The sequence below is a fragment of the Chlamydiales bacterium genome, from assembly GCA_031292375.1.
GTDB lineage: Bacteria > Chlamydiota > Chlamydiia > Chlamydiales > VFKH01 > JARLHF01.
Window position 1 is genome coordinate 16,351 of record JARLHF010000021.1, and the last position, 17,855, is coordinate 34,205.

General features: G+C 36.9%; 14 protein-coding genes. 11 read left to right on the top strand and 3 right to left on the bottom strand.

Going from position 1 to position 17,855, the window contains the following annotated elements; translation table 11 throughout:
- Positions 1 to 2: 2 nt before the first annotated feature.
- Together alaS and P4L16_03395 are read right to left on the bottom strand one after the other, a co-directional pair.
- Positions 3 to 2,642, bottom strand: a complete 2,640-nt coding sequence (alaS, locus tag P4L16_03390; protein ID MDR3624168.1) for an alanine--tRNA ligase — start codon at positions 2,640 to 2,642, stop codon at positions 3 to 5.
- Positions 2,643 to 2,874: 232 nt separating this feature from the next.
- Positions 2,875 to 3,219 (bottom strand): hypothetical protein, encoded by a 345-nt coding sequence (locus P4L16_03395; GenBank protein MDR3624169.1) that lies wholly within the window; start codon positions 3,217 to 3,219, stop codon positions 2,875 to 2,877.
- Between the two features lie 562 nt (positions 3,220 to 3,781).
- On the opposite strand from P4L16_03395, the gene P4L16_03400 reads away from it, so the two are divergent.
- From P4L16_03400 to P4L16_03425, 6 genes are read left to right on the top strand one after another with little or no spacing between them, the layout of a single operon-like run.
- Positions 3,782 to 4,966 carry a type II secretion system F family protein gene (locus P4L16_03400; protein ID MDR3624170.1) on the top strand — a complete coding sequence of 395 codons (1,185 nt, stop codon included), beginning with the start codon at positions 3,782 to 3,784 and terminating at the stop codon, positions 4,964 to 4,966.
- A 2-nt stretch (positions 4,967 to 4,968) separates the two neighbouring features.
- Positions 4,969 to 5,322, top strand: a complete 354-nt coding sequence (locus P4L16_03405; GenBank protein ID MDR3624171.1) for a type II secretion system protein — start codon at positions 4,969 to 4,971, stop codon at positions 5,320 to 5,322.
- Positions 5,322 to 5,789, top strand: a complete 468-nt coding sequence (locus P4L16_03410; protein ID MDR3624172.1) for a hypothetical protein — start codon at positions 5,322 to 5,324, stop codon at positions 5,787 to 5,789. Before P4L16_03405 ends, P4L16_03410 begins: the two co-directional genes overlap by 1 nt.
- Positions 5,790 to 5,808: 19 nt before the next feature.
- Positions 5,809 to 6,231 (top strand): hypothetical protein, encoded by a 423-nt coding sequence (locus P4L16_03415; GenBank protein MDR3624173.1) that lies wholly within the window; start codon positions 5,809 to 5,811, stop codon positions 6,229 to 6,231.
- Positions 6,218 to 6,850 carry a DUF1494 domain-containing protein gene (locus P4L16_03420; GenBank protein ID MDR3624174.1) on the top strand — a complete coding sequence of 211 codons (633 nt, stop codon included), beginning with the start codon at positions 6,218 to 6,220 and terminating at the stop codon, positions 6,848 to 6,850. Before P4L16_03415 ends, P4L16_03420 begins: the two co-directional genes overlap by 14 nt.
- Positions 6,850 to 7,845 carry a hypothetical protein gene (locus P4L16_03425; protein ID MDR3624175.1) on the top strand — a complete coding sequence of 332 codons (996 nt, stop codon included), beginning with the start codon at positions 6,850 to 6,852 and terminating at the stop codon, positions 7,843 to 7,845. The genes P4L16_03420 and P4L16_03425 overlap by 1 nt, the downstream gene beginning before the upstream one ends.
- Positions 7,846 to 8,023: 178 nt before the next feature.
- Here P4L16_03425 and P4L16_03430 read toward each other — a convergent pair whose 3' ends face one another.
- Positions 8,024 to 9,265, bottom strand: a complete 1,242-nt coding sequence (locus tag P4L16_03430; GenBank protein MDR3624176.1) for an AAA family ATPase — start codon at positions 9,263 to 9,265, stop codon at positions 8,024 to 8,026.
- 132 nt (positions 9,266 to 9,397) lie between these two features.
- On the opposite strand from P4L16_03430, the gene kdpA reads away from it, so the two are divergent.
- The 5 genes from kdpA to P4L16_03455 all read left to right on the top strand — a co-directional run bounded on the left by kdpA (position 9,398) and on the right by P4L16_03455 (position 17,780).
- On the top strand, positions 9,398 to 11,074 hold the full coding sequence (gene kdpA / locus P4L16_03435; GenBank protein ID MDR3624177.1) for a potassium-transporting ATPase subunit KdpA: 1,677 nt from the start codon (positions 9,398 to 9,400) through the stop codon (positions 11,072 to 11,074).
- The gene (gene kdpB / locus P4L16_03440) at positions 11,071 to 13,188 is read left to right on the top strand and encodes a potassium-transporting ATPase subunit KdpB (protein MDR3624178.1); all 2,118 of its coding nucleotides are present in this window, start codon (positions 11,071 to 11,073) and stop codon (positions 13,186 to 13,188) included. The genes kdpA and kdpB overlap by 4 nt, the downstream gene beginning before the upstream one ends.
- A complete protein-coding gene (gene kdpC / locus P4L16_03445; protein MDR3624179.1) occupies positions 13,185 to 13,760 on the top strand; it encodes a potassium-transporting ATPase subunit KdpC in 576 nt (191 codons plus the stop codon). The genes kdpB and kdpC overlap by 4 nt, the downstream gene beginning before the upstream one ends.
- 1 nt (position 13,761) lies before the next feature.
- On the top strand, positions 13,762 to 16,368 hold the full coding sequence (locus tag P4L16_03450) for an ATP-binding protein (GenBank protein ID MDR3624180.1): 2,607 nt from the start codon (positions 13,762 to 13,764) through the stop codon (positions 16,366 to 16,368).
- Between the two features lie 167 nt (positions 16,369 to 16,535).
- Entirely contained in the window at positions 16,536 to 17,780 is a 1,245-nt protein-coding gene (locus P4L16_03455; protein MDR3624181.1) for a condensation domain-containing protein, read from the top strand.
- Positions 17,781 to 17,855 lie beyond the last annotated feature (75 nt).

Sequence of the window (17,855 nt, forward strand, 5' to 3'; positions counted from 1 at the left end):
AACTATTTTTTTAGACGTTTTTTGACAAAGGCAAAAACTTCTGGTAGTTTCTCTGGTAACCTACCACCACATTGAGCACTATCGGGTCTTCCTCCGCCAATACCGTCGATAATGCCTCCAAGTTCTTTTACAAGCTTGTTTGCATCAAGACCTTCCTTAACAAGATCGGAAGAAATACGCATGACAAGTAAGCATTTATTCTCTTCTGGAACAGCAAGAAGTACAACACCTCTTTTTAATTCTTTTAAAATGATCTCAGCAAGGTCTTTGAGTTCATTTTGAGCAACTGTAATGGAGGCTCCTACAAAAGAAATTGTATCGATAAGTTCTTGTTGTGCAAGAAGTGCATTTGCTGCTCTTTGTAAAAGCACTTGTTTCATAGCTTTTATGCTTTGATGAAGTTCTCTGTTTTCTTCTACAATTTTTTCCATCTTTTCTACAACTTGTGTAGAGGGAACTTTTAAGAGGTTAGCTACATTTATAAGAGAACATTCCTGTTCTTTTGCATAGTTTTCAGCCTCTTTACCAGTGACAGCTTCAATGCGTCGAACTCCTGCTGCAATACTACTTTCTTTGATAATGCGAAAATAACCAATATTTCCAGAAAAGTTTGTGTGGGTGCCTCCACAAAGTTCTTTAGAATAATCAATGTCTACAACACGTACTAGTTGGCCATATTTATCTCCAAAAAATTGCTTGATTTCTTGTTTTTTTTGCGCTTCATCATAACCTATTTCATAAGTTTCAATGCGGGTATTGCTGCGGATTTTTTCGTTGACAAGATCTTCAATGGATTGCAGTTCTTGGAGAGTCAGTGCTTTATGGTGGTTAAAATCGAAGCGAAGGCGTGCATCGTCCACTAAAGAACCAGCTTGCTTGATATGCTCACCACAAACTTTGTGTAGAGCCCAATGTAAGAGGTGTGTTGCTGTATGATTATTTTGAATTTTTTCACGGCGTAAAGGATCCACGTGAGCAGAGATTTTGTCGCCAACTTTCACAGATCCACTTATAACAAGGCCTTTGTGGAGGATAATTTGTGGATAGGGCGATTTACAATCCTCTACAGAAAAAGAGAAAGATGAGCCTTTTATGCTTCCTGTATCTCCTACTTGCCCACCTTTTTCTGCATAAAAAGGTGTTTTGTCTAAAATGAGAGAAACCTTGTCACCCTCATTTGCAAGAGATACAAGTTGTTTGTCAGAAAGTATGGCCATGACTGTGGCTTCAAGAGATACATTTGTAAATCCCTCAAAAGAGGAAGATGTGCCCTTGTTTGCAAGTTCTTCAAAGAAGTTTTCAGAGAGTGTGACTTCATTTGTTTTTTGAGTTGCTTTGGAGCGTAATTTAGCTTCTTTTTCTAGGTGTTGATAGCGACTCAAATCGACATCAAGGTGGTTGTCTTTTGCGATAAGTAAAATTTCTTCTACAGGAAGTCCATAGGTGTCTTTTAATTTAAAAGCATCATCACCACTGATCATATGATCCTTTTCTGTTGCCTGTACAATGACCTGATTTAAAAGATTGCCTCCTCGCTTTAGGGTGCGGAAAAAAGCTTCTTCTTCTTGTGAAAGAATTTCTGCAATGCGATTTTCTGCTTGTTTGAGCTCTTTATATGTATCTGCCATAGTGTCAATGAGAGTAGGCAGTACTTTTGCAAGGAAAGGCTCTTCAAATTTTAAGATACGTCCATAACGAACAGCTCTTCTCAATATTTTTCGAAGAACATAACCTCGCTCTACATTGCTTGGTTGAGCGCCATCAGCGATAGCAAAAGAGATTGATCGCAAGTGGTCTGCAATGACATGGAAAGCAGGAGCAAGTGGTGCATGTTCATTTTCATAGCGAATGCCGGATAGATTTTCGACAGATGCAATGATGGTGCGTAAAATATCTGTTGCAAAAATGGAGTTTACACCCATTTTAAGGCCAACAACGCGCTCAAGGCCAGCACCTGTGTCGATAGATTGTTTTGGAAGAACTTCTAATTGTCCAGAATTTGTTTTGTTGTTTTGCATGAAAACAAGATTCCAAAATTCTAAAAAACGCTCTCCGCTTGTGTCTTCAATGGGGTTTTTAGCAGAACCAAAGGATGATCCTCTGTCGTAGAGCAGTTCTGAGCAAGGACCACAAGGGCCTGTATCTCCCATTGCCCAAAAGTTTGTATCCTCATTCATGCGAAAGATTCTATTTTCCGGTAAAAATCTTTTCCAGAGCTCGAACGCTTCATTATCCTCTCTGAAGACGGTGGCGTAGATATTGGAGGCATCAAACTGAAATACTTCTGTTGAGACCTCGAATGCAAATTGGATTGCTTGCTCTTTAAAGTAGTCGCCAAAGGAAAAATTTCCAAGCATTTCAAAAAAAGTTAGATGCCTTGTTGTATGGCCTACGTTATCTAAATCATTATGTTTGCCACCTGCTCGGATGCACTTTTGGCTTGTTGCAGCGCGCTTGTAGTCCCTTACGGTTTTTCCAAGGAAGACATCTTTAAATTGGTTCATCCCTGCATTGATAAAGAGAAGAGTTGGATCATCATGAGGGATAACAGGCGAAGAAGGGATAATGGCATGGCCGTTCTTTTTAAAATAATTTAAAAAATCTTGCCTGATTCGATCTGTTTCATGAAGCTTATGATTCATCTATTTGTCCAAAAGAATTTATTGTAAATTGTACAACTCTAGCAGATAAACACTTTTAGTGCATTAGGGTTCATTGCCTCCTGGTAAATTTTAAGAAGAAGCAGGTAGTATATACACAAACCAATTCTTGAATTTGTTTGTGTATACTTTCTCATATACTGGATTCTTGCTTGAAATGGTTGTATGTATAATTTACAGGGTGAAGATCCCTACTCGATTAAGTGCTTTAGATCTAGCCGCAGTTAATATTAGATAAAACATAATTGACAAAACAATTATTTAAAATACCTAAAGTACATATATTAATCACATTATTTGTAAATATTATACTAAGATCAAGTGCATCATTTCGGTGTACTTCATATTTCTTTTCATTTTGTGATTGAAAAGAAGGGTTCCTTTGAAATTTTTGAAAGATGAGCTGAGCCACATTTACAATCATCATAGTTCCTGAAATAAGAGCTGTTGGTATAGAAACAATAGGACCTAATATAGGTATTGCTTGTGGTAAATATGCAGACTCATAATTTTGTCGTCTGATAGCTCTGTATGTGCATTCTAATATTTGTGTAATCATCTTAATATCCATTATTTAAGTAAAATAAAAGTTATTATAGCGTGTTTTTTGTTGTTTGTCAATTTTTTTTATTGAAAGAGAGGCTCTTGCTTCGGGAATTCCTGGAAAAAATTTAAAAAATCATTACAATTTGGCGGCAGCATTTGAAATACTGTAATCCCTTTTTCAATGCTATTGTTTTTTGAGCTTTCCTAGGAGGCTGCCCTAGGCTTTTATAGATCAGGCTTTCAGTCTGAAATGGTTGCAAACGTAATTTTCAGGGCATCGCCCTGTATTATAAAAGCCTAGGGCACACGCCCTAGGTTGTTTCAAAACATGATTTGCAGGCTGAAGGCCTGCGTTATAGTGTTCTAAGGCATTCGCCTAGAACAAAGAGGATTCGCAGCGCAAGCGATTGCGCTCCTCACAGTTATAGTTAATCCTCCTCCTTGGATAATTATTTTAAGATTTTTCCAAGAATTCCCGCTGAGGGAATTCCTCATAGCACTTTTTTCTTGAATTTTAATAAGAATTAGTTAATTCTGTCTGAGTTTTAGTTAGTAAATGTAGATCGTATAAGCAAATGCCGGTATTTAACTATTTTGCAGTAGATGCAGAAGGTAAAGAGTGTTCTGGTGCGATAGATGCGCATACAGAGAGAGATGTAAGAAGCGTGCTTCGCTTGCAAGGCCTTGTGTTAACTAAGCTTAAGCAAGTGAAAAGAGAAGCTTTTGTGCGCTTTACTAAGTTAGAGCTTTTAACGTTTACACAACAACTAAGGCAACTGCTTGAGGCGGGACTTCCTCTGTACGATAGCCTTGTTACTTTAGAAGGGCAGTTTAAGGATAAAAAATGGCATCGTCTTCTTTTGGGCCTTTGTGAACATATTCAAAGAGGATCATCTTTTTCAAATGCCCTAGAACAATATACACATTTATTTGATAGAACCTATATTGCTATGGTAAGAGCTGGCGAGTTAAGCGGTTCGCTGTCTTCTATATTTGTAGAAATTTGTGCTTATTTAGAAAAACAATTGAAGTTGCAAAAACAAATTATAAATTCTCTTATTTATCCCATGATTCTTTTGGGGTTTGCCTCTATTGTGATTATGCTATTGCTCTTTTTTGTTATCCCCTCGATAGAAGCGCTTTTTGAATCTAAAGAACTTGAGGGACTCACCTATGTTGTTTTACAGGCAAGTCTTTTTGCAAGAAATTATGGGGATGTGAGTTTATTGTTTTTGGCATTAGTTATTTCATTTATTTTCTGGAAGAAAAGAGCAATTAAGCAATCAAGAATCACGTATGAGCTTATCTTAAGAATCCCTATGTTGAAGATGATATTTGTAAGAGTTGCCCTTGCAAGGTTTTTTAGAACGCTTGCAACTCTTCAAAAAGGTGGCGTGAGCCTTTTAGAAGCGCTTTTTATGAGTCGAGAAGTCATGAATTTTCCTCCTCTTGAAAAAGTTGTTGCAGATGCGCAAGAAAAGATTGTAGAGGGCAGTAAGTTAAGTATAGAGCTTAAAAAATCCTCTCTTATCCCTCCACTTGTATACAGGATGCTTGCTGTTGGAGAGGAGTGTGGCAGTAGTGTTGTTACGTATCAGAAAATGGCTGAAATGTATGAAGAAGAAGTAGAAAAAAATATTGCTCGTTATACAGCGATAGCTCAGCCGATTATTTTAATTTTTATGGGAGCTGTTGTTGGAATTGTTATGCTGGCAGTCCTTTTGCCACTGACAGATACGAGCATCTTAATGGGAGAATAGAGATGAAAAAAAGAAAAAGTGCTGTAACAATGATAGAGATCATGATTGTGATATTTTTGATTGGAATCATTGGTGGTGTTTTAGCTTATAACTTTAAAGGAAGTTTAGATAAGGGAAAAGAGTTTAAAAGCAAAGAGGGTGCAGATCGGATACATAACATATTGATGCTTGCTGTTGCAGAGGGTACAGATATTGAAGAAGTTAAAAAAGATTGGGAGGCTTTTGTTAGGAAATCCCCTCTTGCTGGTAGGCCAGAGGATCTAATAAAGGATGGTTGGGGAAAACCCTACACGGTTACAGTGGAGGGAGATGACATCAAAGTCAATAATTCCAAGACAGTAGTAGTAAGTAGCTAATGCGTAGAAAAAAAAGTTTATCCCTTCTAGAAATACTTTTAAGTGTGTCTTTGTTGAGTGTATCTCTTGGGGGCGTTGGTTTTCAAATTCATAAAATATTAAAGCAAGATCGTTTTGAAAAGAGCGCATCTCTTATTTTAGAAAAGATCCTTTTTGCTAAAGAGTGTTCTGCAAATTTTGGAACTGATATTACCTTGCTGTTATCACAGAAAAAAGAGGGTTTATCGTGTGTTATGACATCAAGTAGCCCCTTAATGAACCAAGAAAAGTGGTTACTTGCTCAAGATAAGTTTTTTGATACAATTTCCTCTTTTTCATTGAATGGTGAAAATAGAGAGCGCCTTAAAATTCAGATTACGAATGGGGGACGAATTGAGAAACGAGGCATATTACAGTTGAATATGAAGGATAAAAGTGTCGATATTGTTCTTTCACAGAAGCCAAAGCGTGTATCAAAATTATCATAAAAAAAGAAAGAGTTCTTTTTTGCTTTTAGAGATGCTTGTTGCGATAACGATCGCTCTTTTGTGCATTGTTCCGCTTTTAGTCTCGCATGTACGTCTTTATCAAGAAGAAGCAAAATGGTTTGAACAGGTTCAGTTAGAGAGGTGGGCCGATCTTTCTTATTTGGAAGTCTCTGAAATCGTTCAAGAAAGCCCAGAGCTTGTAAGAAAGAAAGGTGTTGTACAGTTTTTGCAGAGCCCTGCAGAGGTGTATTTAGGTCATGGAAAAATGCTATTATTTGAGCGTTCCTACGTCATTAAAGATGCGCCAAAAGCAGAAGAGAATCTTCAAACAGAGAGTGGGTTGAATATTATTGATTTGGATATTTTATTTTCCCTTAAAAAGTCAAAGGAAAGAGTTTACGCCTATCCTTACAGGTTTATTGTAGATTATGAAAAAAAATAGCATAACTTTAATTGAAGTGCTCATCACTTTGAGTTTATTTGCTTTGCTCTCTACAATGCTGTTCTCAAATTATCTGCAGTCTGTATTTTTTACTCAAGAAAGTGAGCGTTCTAAGAAGATTACTACAGAACAGATGTGGGCATATCACAGGATTTCTACGACGCTTGGTGCTTTAGAAATCGATGAGAAAGATATATTATTTTTTACAGATAAAAAGGGGGCACTTGTATTTTCTTTTGATAATGGTATCGATAAAAATCCAAGTTATTCAGGAAAAGTAAAGGGTACGCTCTCTTTTAAAGATAAAGCTCTCTATTTGAATACAAGACCGCTTTCACAGAGAAGTGGAGGGAGAACAGAAGTACTTCTTGAATCTGTTGAATCATGTGAGTTCGAGTTTTACACGCCCCCTGCACAAACATTTTTACCGGTGAATACAGAGACTATCAATAAAGATATTCTACCCCCCTTAGGTTATTCTTATGAGTGGCTTAAAGACTTTAAAACTATTCCTCAAAGTGTAAAAATTATTGTCGTTCAAAATGTAAATGGATGCTTAATTAAATTGTCATTTCCTGTTCTTTTATCTGCGCCTGTAATTTGTGTGAGGAAAAGTTAGTGGTAGTGATTGTTTGGACACTTGGTTTTTTGATGCTCTTTTCAACAGCGACCTACTTCCGCATAGAAAATTTTCAAATGACAGATGCGCGTTTTAAAGTCTATTTGGGAAAGAAAGATGCGATAAGAGATGCAAATCTTATGGCTCAACGTATGGCTGTAGAGGTTCATAAAGAAACAAGAGGAGAAAATAAATCTGAGGGAGAAAAAAGGCCGAGATCTACTCCAAATAAGAAATTACTCTATTTAGAATTTCCTGAATTTAACGCTAAGCTAAATCTTAAAAAAGTTTTTAACGAATATTCTCAGGGAATACAGCAAATGGAAAAGGATGGGTATTATCAAGTATTTATCCGCCTTCTTGATGGACTGTATGGTGATCATTTATTTTTTAATCAGAATAAAAACACATCTCATAGGCTAGCAGAAGCCCTGATGGAAAAAATAACATTCAAGCCAGATCCTCATAAAATAGAATTAAAGTCTACTTTAGACCTTGCAAGTGTTGACTTGAAAGATGTGGAATTACAAGAAGTTTGGTATGAGGTTTTAAAAGGCACAGAAAGCAGAAAAGATGATAGAAGTAAGGGCGCTTACCCTTCTTTATTAGAGTTTGTAACTATAGAAGAGCATCACAAAAAAGGTATAATCAATATCCATTTTGCCTCTGTTGAACTGCTTACTGCGCTTTTTAAGTGCGAAAAAGCTGCTTTGGAAATTATTGCAAGAAGAGAATATTTGCACAAACAGGGTGAGCGGCATACTAAAAGTAAAAAAGCCTTTCTTGTTACAGAGGACTTTTTAAAAGAAGAGGATGTAAGAGCTATTTTAGAGGAGCATCATTTGCATTGGGAGCACTATAAGTCATGGCTTGATTTAGGTGTAAGAAGGCCCGATAAGGATACACTATCTTCTGGCTTTTTAGCTACAGGAGAGGGTAAAAAAGGTACATTCCTTGCAAAACAGAAGATCCCTAAGCTTCCTAAAAACCTATAGCTCTTAGTTCTGGTATTCGAGAAATAGGGTGGTGGTTTTGTCTTGCAACCCAAAGATCATATTTATTTTGTAGATTAAGCCAAAATTCTGGGGATGTTCCGAACGCATCAGCAAAATCTAAAGCAATAGCCTCTGTAATCCTCCTTTTAGCGCTTCTAATCTATTTGAAGGTGGTATTTTAAAGACTAATGTCCCAAGGAAGAGCGTAATCATTTTCGGAAAGTGGATAAAAAGATTTGGAGAGGCAAATAACCAATCCTTTCTCTATTTTAAGATGGGGATATGTTTTTCTAAATGCTGATAGACCACTTGTATCGCTTTTAGAAGGATGAGACTTAGATTTTATTTCTATAGGATAGTACACACCATTTTTTTCAATAATGAGGTCACATTCAGCACCTCCATGGGTTCTAAAATGATAGAGAATAGAAGGGTCTCCATTAGATAATAATTGTTTGCGGATTTCGTTGATAACAGCCGTTTCAAAAAGAGAGCCCCACAAAGGATGTGAACCAATAGCATTGGGTGTGCTGATAGCTTGGGAAAAGCATACTTGGCCTGTGTCAGCAAAATATCCTTTGGGCTTTGTACTGACCCTTTTGAGTGCGTTCATGGAAAAGGCAGGAATTTCATGCCACTCGAAAATTTCTTTTAATAGAGTGAGCCATCTGCGTGCTGTTTCATTAGAAATACCTAAATCGCGCCCCATTTCTTGGTAGTTTATTTCTTGAGCAGTAAGAGCTGCAGCTAGACGGACAAATCGTGTGAATTGATGCAGGTCGGGTATATTTGCTAATAATCGAACATCTTTTTCAATATAAGTTTTTTGGTATGTAGCATGAAAAGCTTGAATAAGATCTAGGGGCAGAACTTGGGTTTCGGGAAGAAACCCTCTCCATAATTGCTCATATGTTGAGATGGGTAGTTGCAAAAAACGGATGGGATTTTTTACAAAGTCTTCAGGAGATTCAAGCCATTGATTTAGCCATGCGTTTTTTGTTCTATTCGCTGCAATTTCATTTAGAGCAAAGGATTCTAGTTGAATAATGACAGTACGGCCAGTTAAGCTTTCAGCTGTCTGTTTCATGATACCCCATTGTTGAGAACCTGTGAGGATATATTGTCCAGGAGTTCTGTTTTCATCAATGCGCTGTTTGATACTCGAAATCAACTCAGGGGCATATTGTACTTCATCAAGAATGAGCGGTGTTGAATGATTGTTTAAAAAGAGATCGGGATCTTTCCTAGCATTTTCAATGTCTTCATAGGGATCAAACAGTACATAAGAGTAATTTGGAAATAAAGTTTTTAGCAAAGTGCTTTTACCTACTTGCCGAGCTCCAACAAGGACTACACTCGGGAAATAGTGAAGCATACGTTTTATGCGATCTGTGATATCTCTTGGAATATATTTTTCCATAATATCTTGATATTCTCACATTGCATCTTAAAATATCAAGTAAAAAATAATGTTAAATTCATTAGATAGGTGGAGTTTTTTTTATTGACGCCTTAAGTAGTAGGCATTAAATATATACACATCGTGTTTGAAGTGATTGTTATCTTACTTTTCTTTGTTTTGCTCTGTGGTTTAGCGCCACTTTTGGGAAAATACATCGCAGATGTGTTTGAAGGAAAGGTCTGTTTTGCAAGGAAAATAGTCGGCCCTATTGAATCTCTTTGTTTTCGTGTTTGTAGAATTGATGTTAAAGAAGAGATGAACTGGGTTTGCTATGCCAAGAGTCTTGTGATATTTACTGTTTTTGGCTTTATTGCCCTATTTTTACTTCAGTTGTTTCAACACGTATTGCCTTTAAATCCACAGCATCTGAAGGGCGTTTCTTGGTTACTTGCTTTTAATACTGCTGCAAGCTTTGTTACAAATACTAATTGGCAGGCATATGCAGGAGAGACTACACTTAGTTATTTAACGCAAATGCTAGGCCTTACCGTACAGAATTTTCTAAGTGCTGCAAGCGGAATGAGTGTATTATTTGCTCTCATACGTGGACTTACACGCAAATCCTGTGAAACTTTAGGGAATTTCTGGTCTGATTTGGTAAGAAGCGTATTATACGTTTTTTTACCTCTTTCCATTATTTTGGCACTTGTTTTGATAAGTGAGGGAACAATTCAATCGTTATCCTCTTATGTAGAGGTTTCGACACTGGAGGGAAAAAATCAGGTAATCCCACAAGGTCCTGTTGCATCACAAGTGGCAATTAAACAGCTAGGGACTAATGGAGGCGGTTTTTTTAATGTGAATAGTGCGCATCCCTTTGAAAATCCTTCCGCATTTTCCAATTTTTTGGAAGTCTTTGCAATTATTCTGATACCAGCAAGTCTTGTTTTTACTTATGGCAGCTTAACGCAGTCTAAAAGGCATGGATACCTATTGTTTGCTGTTATGCTTTTATTTTTTGTTCTTGGAAATAGCATTTCAATGATTTCAAGCCACATCTACAATCCTGTAATAGATATATATCCTATTATGGAAGGTGTTGAAACGCGTTTTGGCATCGCTAATAGCACGCTTTGGATCAATGCAACAACTGCTACTGCAAATGGATCTGTCAATACAATGATATCATCAGCCTCTCCTTTTGTGGGTGGCATTGCGCTTTTCAATATCATGCTAGGAGAACTTATTTTTGGAGGTGTTGGAGTAGGCCTTTGTAGTATGATTATGTTTGTATTATTGACAGTATTTTTGTCTGGTTTAATGGTTGGAAGGACGCCTGAGTATTTAGGAAAGAAAGTAGAAAAGCGTGAGATGATCTGGGTTATGATTGCAATATTGATACCAGGAGCTCTTATTTTGATAGGATCGGGAATTTCTTTTCTTGTGCCTGCAGCAATAAGTTCTATTAAAAATCAAGGCCCTCATGGATTTTCAGAGGTATTGTATGCTTTTGTTTCTAGCGCTGGTAATAATGGGAGTGCATTTGCTGGCCTTAATGTAAATACAAGCTATTATAATAGTGTTTTAGCAGTTGTTATGTTGCTTGGAAGACTTGGTATTTTAATACCTACGCTTGTTGTTTCTGGTCTTTTAGTCAGAAAAAAAATTACGCCTTTTTCAGTTGGCACTTTTTCTACAAGCAGCTTTCTTTTTGCAATACTATTATTTTCTGTGATCATAATAGTGGGTGCATTAACATTTTTTCCTGCTCTTTCGCTTGGACCCATTGTAGAGCACTTATTAATGGTTGAGGGGCGCTCATTTTGAGAAAATTAAAGAAGCATGCTCAAATTACAGTGATGGATAGAGGCATGATCACGACCTCTATAAAAGATGCTTTTTGTATGCTGACACCTCGCGTGCAAATAAAAAATCCAGTAATGTTTGTAACTTATTTGGGAGCTATTATTACAACAATTTGCGTTGTTCAAGATGTGATGAATAAATATTCTTTGTTGTTTGATTTGCAAATCGCATTGTGGTTATGGTTTACGGTTCTTTTTGCAAATTTCTCTCAGGCAATTGCTGAGAGCCGTGGTAAAGCACAAGCTGCAGCCCTTAGAAAAACTAAAACAGATACCTTAACAAAAGTTGTGAGCGATGGAAAAACAAAGAGTGTGCTTGCATCGCAGCTTAAGTGCGGGGATATAGTTCTTTGTGAAAGTTCAGAGATTATACCTGCAGATGGCGATGTTATTGAGGGCGCTGCTATGGTGGATGAATCTGCAATTACGGGTGAATCTGCACCTGTCATCAGAGAGAGCGGTGGAGATAGAAGTGCTGTTACTGCAGGAACTAAAGTATTGAGCGATCGCTTACTTATCAAGGTGACATCAGATGTAGGAAATAGTTTTTTGGATAGGATGATCAATTTAATTGAAGGGGCAAAAAGGCAAAAGACCCCTAATGAGATTGCACTTAACATTGTGCTTTTTGCTTTGATGCTCATTTTTTTTCTTACCACAAGTTCTCTTAAAGCTTTTGCTGATTATAGCGAAGTTATAGCTGGTCAAGAGCTTGTTTCTAGGATTTCACTGCCTATTCTTGTTGCGTTATTTGTATGTTTAATTCCAACGACAATTAGTGCACTTTTGAGTGCTGTGGGTATTGCTGGTATGAATAGGTTGGTTTGTAAAAATGTAATTGCAAAAAGTGGGCGCTCTGTAGAGGCTGCAGGAGATGTGGATTTATTGATATTAGATAAAACAGGCACAATCACAATAGGAAGTCGCATGGCGCTGCAATTTATGCCCCTTCCTGGTGTGAGCGAATTAGAGTGTGCTAAGTATGCGCAAGCAGCATCTCTTGCAGATGAAACCCCAGAGGGCCGCTCGATCGTTGTTTTAGCAAAAAATCAATTTGGTTTGAGAGATTGGGATCAAGAGGGGGTATTGTCTCATAAAAAATCTATATTTATTCCATTCAGTGCCAAGACATGTATGAGCGGTGTCGATTTTCTTGATGAAAAAGGCCTAGTTGTAAGAAGAATAAGGAAGGGCTCTGTTCATGCGATTAAAAAATATGTAGAAGATTTGGGGGGAACTTATTCTAAACAAATAGATTCTATGGTGGAAGCTGTGGCAAGTCATGGGGGAACCCCCCTTCTTGTTTCTGATGAACATAAAATTATTGGCGTAGTTCACCTTAAAGATATGGTGAAAGGTGGTATTAAAGAGCGCTTTATAGCGATGCGCAAAATGGGTATTCGCACGGTGATGGTAACGGGCGATAATCCTCTTACAGCTGCAGCAATAGCAGCAGAGGCGGGTGTTGATGATTTTATTGCAGAAGCAACACCAGAAATAAAGTTGGATTTAATAAAAAAAGAGCAAGAAGGAGGGCGCCTTGTTGCCATGACAGGGGATGGAACTAATGATGCACCAGCACTTGCCCAAGCAGATGTGGCAGTTGCTATGAATACAGGAACACAAGCTTCTAGAGACGCTGGCAACATGGTTGATTTGGATAGTAATCCAACCAAGCTCTTAGATATTGTAGAGATTGGAAAACAGCTTTTGATGACTAGGGGTGCTTTAACAACTTTTAGTATAGCAAATGATGTAGCTAAATACTTTGCGATCATTCCTGCAATTTTTGGAACGCTATATATTGTAAAAGAGAATCAAGGGCCTCTTTCAGCTTTAAATATTATGTTTCTACATACCTATCAAAGCGCTATTTTAAGTGCTCTTATTTTTAATGCTTTAATTATCATTATACTCATTCCGCTTGCTTTGAGGGGGGTAAAGTATAAAGCTCAACCAGCAAATGTTATACTTAGAAAAAACATTTTAATTTATGGCCTTGGAGGCATTATAGCGCCTTTTATTGGTATTAAATTGATTGATCTAATCATTACATTTTTAGGAATTGTTGTATGAGAGAAGTCTTGCAAGCTTTAAAAATGTTTATATTATTATCGGTGATTACTGGTTTATTCTATCCTTTATTCATTACAGGAGTTGCACAATTGAGCATGAAAGAGAAAGCTAATGGTTCTTTAGCCTATATTCATGAGCGTATTATAGGATCTTTTTTGATTGCTCAAAAATTTGAAAGTGATCGTTATTTTTGTGCAAGACCCTCTTTTGTGGATTATAATCCAATACCATCTGGAGCTAGTAACTTGGGGCCTACAAGTAAGGTATTAAAAGAATCTGTAGATACACGTAAGAAGGCTATTTTTAAAAAATATGCCATAACAGATGAAAGCATAATTCCAGTTGAGCTTCTCTTTACTTCTGGAAGTGGATTAGACCCCCATATTTCGTTAGAAACAGCTTTTTTTCAGGTAGATCATATAGCAAAAGCAAGGGGTATAAAAAATCGAGATATACTTGTAAATCAGATTAATCAACTTAAAATAGAGCCAAGATTTGGATTTATTGGAGAGCCTATAGTCAATGTTTTACAGTTGAACCTGGTTTTAGATGCCTTAAGTGGAGATAAATGAGATGGAAGATGATGACAGACCAAATCCTAATGAATTTTTAGAATCTTTTAAGGCTTCTAAAGGTAATTTAAAGATATTTTTAGGCATGGCTGCAGGAGTGGGTAAAACATATTCGATGCTAGAGTCTGCTCAAAAGCAAAAGAAAGGGGGCGTAGATCTTGTAGTAGGTATTGTTGAAACACATGGAAGGTGCGAGACGGCCGCATTATTAGAAGGCTTAAAAGTCCTTTCAAGAAAGCAAATAACGTATAAGAATTTGCAGGTGGGGGAATTAGATATAGATCAGATTTTACTATTAAAGCCATCACTTGTCATCATCGATGAGCTTGCACATAGCAATACACCCCTTTCTAGGCATCCTAAAAGGTGGCAAGATGTTTTAGAAATTTTGGAAAATGGGATTGATGTCTATACAACATTGAATGTGCAGCATATTGAAAGCCTGAAAGAAATTGTTGAGAGGGTATCTGGTATTCCTGTCAGAGAAACAGTTCCAGATTCCATTATAGAGACAGCTTCATCTATTGAGGTAATTGATATCACTCCAAAAGATCTGCTTCAACGCTTGAGAGAGGGTAAAGTTTATTTGGGTGAGCAGCAAGAGCTTGCAACAGCTCATTTTTTTCAAGAAGATCGGCTAACAGCCTTAAGAGAAGTAGTTTTACGCTTTTCTGCTGGTAAGGTAGATCATGATTTGCATGAAATGAAGGATAACATAACAACTAGAAAAACGTGGAAGGTGCGAGAATATTTGATGGTAGCTGTTAGTGCAAGTGTATTTTCACAAAGGCTTATTAGGACAGCAAAGCGCCTGGCCTTTAGCTTAGATGCCTTGTGGATTGCTATTCACGTGGATGATGGTAAAAGTTTGGATGAAAATGAAACTACAACATTAGAGAAAAATTTGTCTCTTGCAAGAGAACTTGGTGCAGAAGTCATTACAACATATGATTCTGATATTGCAGCGGGCATAGAGCGCATTGCAAGACAAAAAAATATAACACAAATTATTCTTGGGCGCTCTACTAAGCGCTCTATTTTTAATCCCTTTCAAAGGTTTTTTCTGTTAGATAAATTAACCAAAAGATGTGGTGATATAGATGTGCACGTGATTCATCATGAACATCAAAAAATAGAGCCTAATAAAAAGATATCTTTTCTTTCATTTTTTAAGACATGGACCACCTATCTTTTTGTATTATGCTTTATGTTGGCCCTCACAGGAGTTAATCTATTTTTCTTGCCCTACATAGGATATAAAATTGCAGGATTTATATTTCTTCTTGGGGTGGTAGCCCTTTCGTTAAGGTTTAGATGGTGGGCAATCCTTTTTGCATCCATTCTTTATGCGCTACTTTGGGATACTTTCTTTATCCCTTCAGCAGATAGCTTAATGACTAGTGCACGAGAAGATCGTGTTTTGTTTTTTTTATATGTGCTAACAGGATTGGTTGTTGGCATTGTAATGGATCGATTTAGGATGCAGAGGATTATGCTTGCAAGGAGGGAAGAGAGGTTATCTATTCTCTATCAGATTTTTAAAGAGATCGCAAGTGCTCCTAGCTCAAAGTATATTAAAGAGATCATAAAAACGCATTTAGAAAGGATCTTAGATGGCCATATCGAAATTATAACTAAAAAGAAAAACTTACTTGAATTTAAGGAAACATCTTTAGCTAAAGACAAAAAAGAACAAGGATCAGTTTATTGGGTGTTTAAGAGTAAAAGGGAGGCTGGAGTCTCTACATCTACATTACCACTTGCAAAGAACCTTTATCTTCCTTTGATAGGGTTTAGTGATATTATGGGCGTGCTTGCTTTTCATTCTAATAGTAAAAAGAAGATCGATATAGAAGAGAAAAACTTTTTATATACTGTTTGTAAACAGTTTGCTATCTATCTGGAGCGAGAATGTGCAGAGGAGCAGATCCGTCAAATGGAGCATGTGAATGAGATTGAAAAAATACACCAAACAATTCTTAAATTGATTTCTCAAAGCTTTAAAGAGCCTTTACTTGGTATACAGAGTGCTGTAAAAGAATTAAAAGTACATAAAAAAGAGATTGGTATTCAACAGATTCACAAGATTGAAAGATTCTCTGTAGACCTTACTAAGATTTTAGACAATATGGCTGTAATGAACGATTTAAGTAGGGGCATTGCTGTTTTTAATAAGAAAAAAAACAGTATAGAAAAACTTGTAAAGGCCTCTATAGGTAATATCCAGGAAGTATATAGCGATCGATATATGAAGCTTGAGATAGAAGAAAACTTACCCCTGGTGCAGTTTGACTTTTCATTTATACGGCTATTGCTCTACAACTTGATCATCAATGCAATTGAGTGTTCCGATTCAATTATTGAGGTGCATGCAAAAAAAAGAGGAAGTTTTATTACGCTTTCTGTACTTGATGAGGGGATTGGAATACCAGAAGACCAGCTAGACACGATCTTCGAGAAGTTTTATCGTATCCCAGGAAGAGCTTCTAAGGGCGTAGGACTTGGCTTGTCTATTGCAAAGGCAATTGCTAAGATTCATGATGGCTACCTTATAGCAGAAAATCGTCCCAGTAAAGGCGCTAAAATCACTTTTTTTCTGCCTTTATAACAAAATCAGTCATTGATGAAAGCCAAAGAAGGTCTCTTATTCAAGGGAGAACTTGCTGTAGGATGATCATAGCTAGACCTATTAAAGTACCGTATTTATTACGGTACTTTAATAAGTCTAATTGTTTTATACTGCTCGCCATTCAACACATGTTTTTAGGAGATGGCGTGGCTATAGCATTGAATTTTTTGGAAGTTGCCGAATGTAAGGTGGATTTGGGATCTCGAAGTAATCTTAATTTTTCTGTCATTGCACATTATAGAGGAAGACTAACGACATCTATTGTTAAAGCAGGATTGGAGCATTGGTCATATCAGCATCCGCTACTACGAGTTGCATTGAAAGTGGTTGATTCTGTGTATCATTTTATCCATTTAGAAACTTTTGAACTGCCTTTCCGAGAAGGTTTGTATGATGGAGAAAATCAATGGAAAAGAGAGGTTCAAATTGAGCTAAGAGATCGATTTACCCAAGAAGACCAACCATTATGGCGTGCATGCCTATTAAAAGGAGATGAAGAGGGAGAAATGCATGTGACTTTTCACCATGTCATTGCTGATGGTATATGTGCAATGCCTGCTATGAACCATTTGTTTGGAATTTTTGCTAATTTATTGCAAGGGACTTCTCCTGCTTATACTTTATTTGATGATGTTATACCGCCTGTAGAATCACTATTTTCCTTATGTACAAAAGAAGTGGAGATAGATAAAGCTGTTCCTGTAAGAATAGAGCGTGATTTTCAGATGGATTTTGTCAAATATGAGCTGGACATGACGATAACAAAAAAGATTCTTGTTTGGTCAAAAGAACAAGGAGTTAAGGTTCATGCGACTCTTTTTGCAGCTTTGTTATTGGCCGTACGTAGAGTTGTAAAGCCCGATTTTGAAAATTTTCAAGCGTTAACTGTGATTAATTATCGCCGTTTTTTTACACCACCTGTACCTAATGAAGTCATGAAGCTTTTACGTGCAGGGATGATTACGGAAGTAGAAGTTGCTCTAGAAGATGATCTTGCGAGTATTGCTAGAGCCATTCACGACGATGTTCACAGTAAGTTAGATTCTGGAGAAGCAATATATCCACTTAAAGTAATGGCAGAAAGATCTTCTGTGGAAATGTCAGCACAAGAGGTGTGGAAAAGAGCTCTAAAACCTTCTAACGTGATTGCAGTTACTAATCTTGGAGTTCTAAATTTTACAGGAGATTACACAGGGTTGGTTTTAGATCAACTTTTTTTTGTTGCTGATGTTAGACCTTTTTTTGAGGAAGCAAATAATTTTGTTTTAGGCGCCCATACCTTTAAAGGGAAGACAATGCTTACCTTATGGTTTTTGCAGGAATTGGTTGAAGAGGTAACTGCAAACCAAATATTAGCACACATGCAAGAAATTTTATCTATACCCAATTAAGTTAAAAAATTGTTTATACGTTCTATTGCCAGATTAATTCCCACTTAACTATATGCTTGAGACAATTTTAACAAG

What these genes read in the sequence shown, in the direction of transcription:
- alaS (MDR3624168.1), bottom strand. Translation starts at nt 2,642, where the DNA reads ATGAATCATAAGCTTCATGAAACAGATCGAATCAGGCAAGATTTTTTA.
- P4L16_03395 (MDR3624169.1), bottom strand. Translation starts at nt 3,219, where the DNA reads ATGATTACACAAATATTAGAATGCACATACAGAGCTATCAGACGACAA.
- P4L16_03400 (MDR3624170.1), top strand. Translation starts at nt 3,782, where the DNA reads ATGCCGGTATTTAACTATTTTGCAGTAGATGCAGAAGGTAAAGAGTGT.
- P4L16_03405 (MDR3624171.1), top strand. Translation starts at nt 4,969, where the DNA reads ATGAAAAAAAGAAAAAGTGCTGTAACAATGATAGAGATCATGATTGTG.
- P4L16_03410 (MDR3624172.1), top strand. Translation starts at nt 5,322, where the DNA reads ATGCGTAGAAAAAAAAGTTTATCCCTTCTAGAAATACTTTTAAGTGTG.
- P4L16_03420 (MDR3624174.1), top strand. Translation starts at nt 6,218, where the DNA reads ATGAAAAAAAATAGCATAACTTTAATTGAAGTGCTCATCACTTTGAGT.
- P4L16_03430 (MDR3624176.1), bottom strand. Translation starts at nt 9,265, where the DNA reads ATGGAAAAATATATTCCAAGAGATATCACAGATCGCATAAAACGTATG.
- kdpC (MDR3624179.1), top strand. Translation starts at nt 13,185, where the DNA reads ATGAGAGAAGTCTTGCAAGCTTTAAAAATGTTTATATTATTATCGGTG.
- P4L16_03450 (MDR3624180.1), top strand. Translation starts at nt 13,762, where the DNA reads ATGGAAGATGATGACAGACCAAATCCTAATGAATTTTTAGAATCTTTT.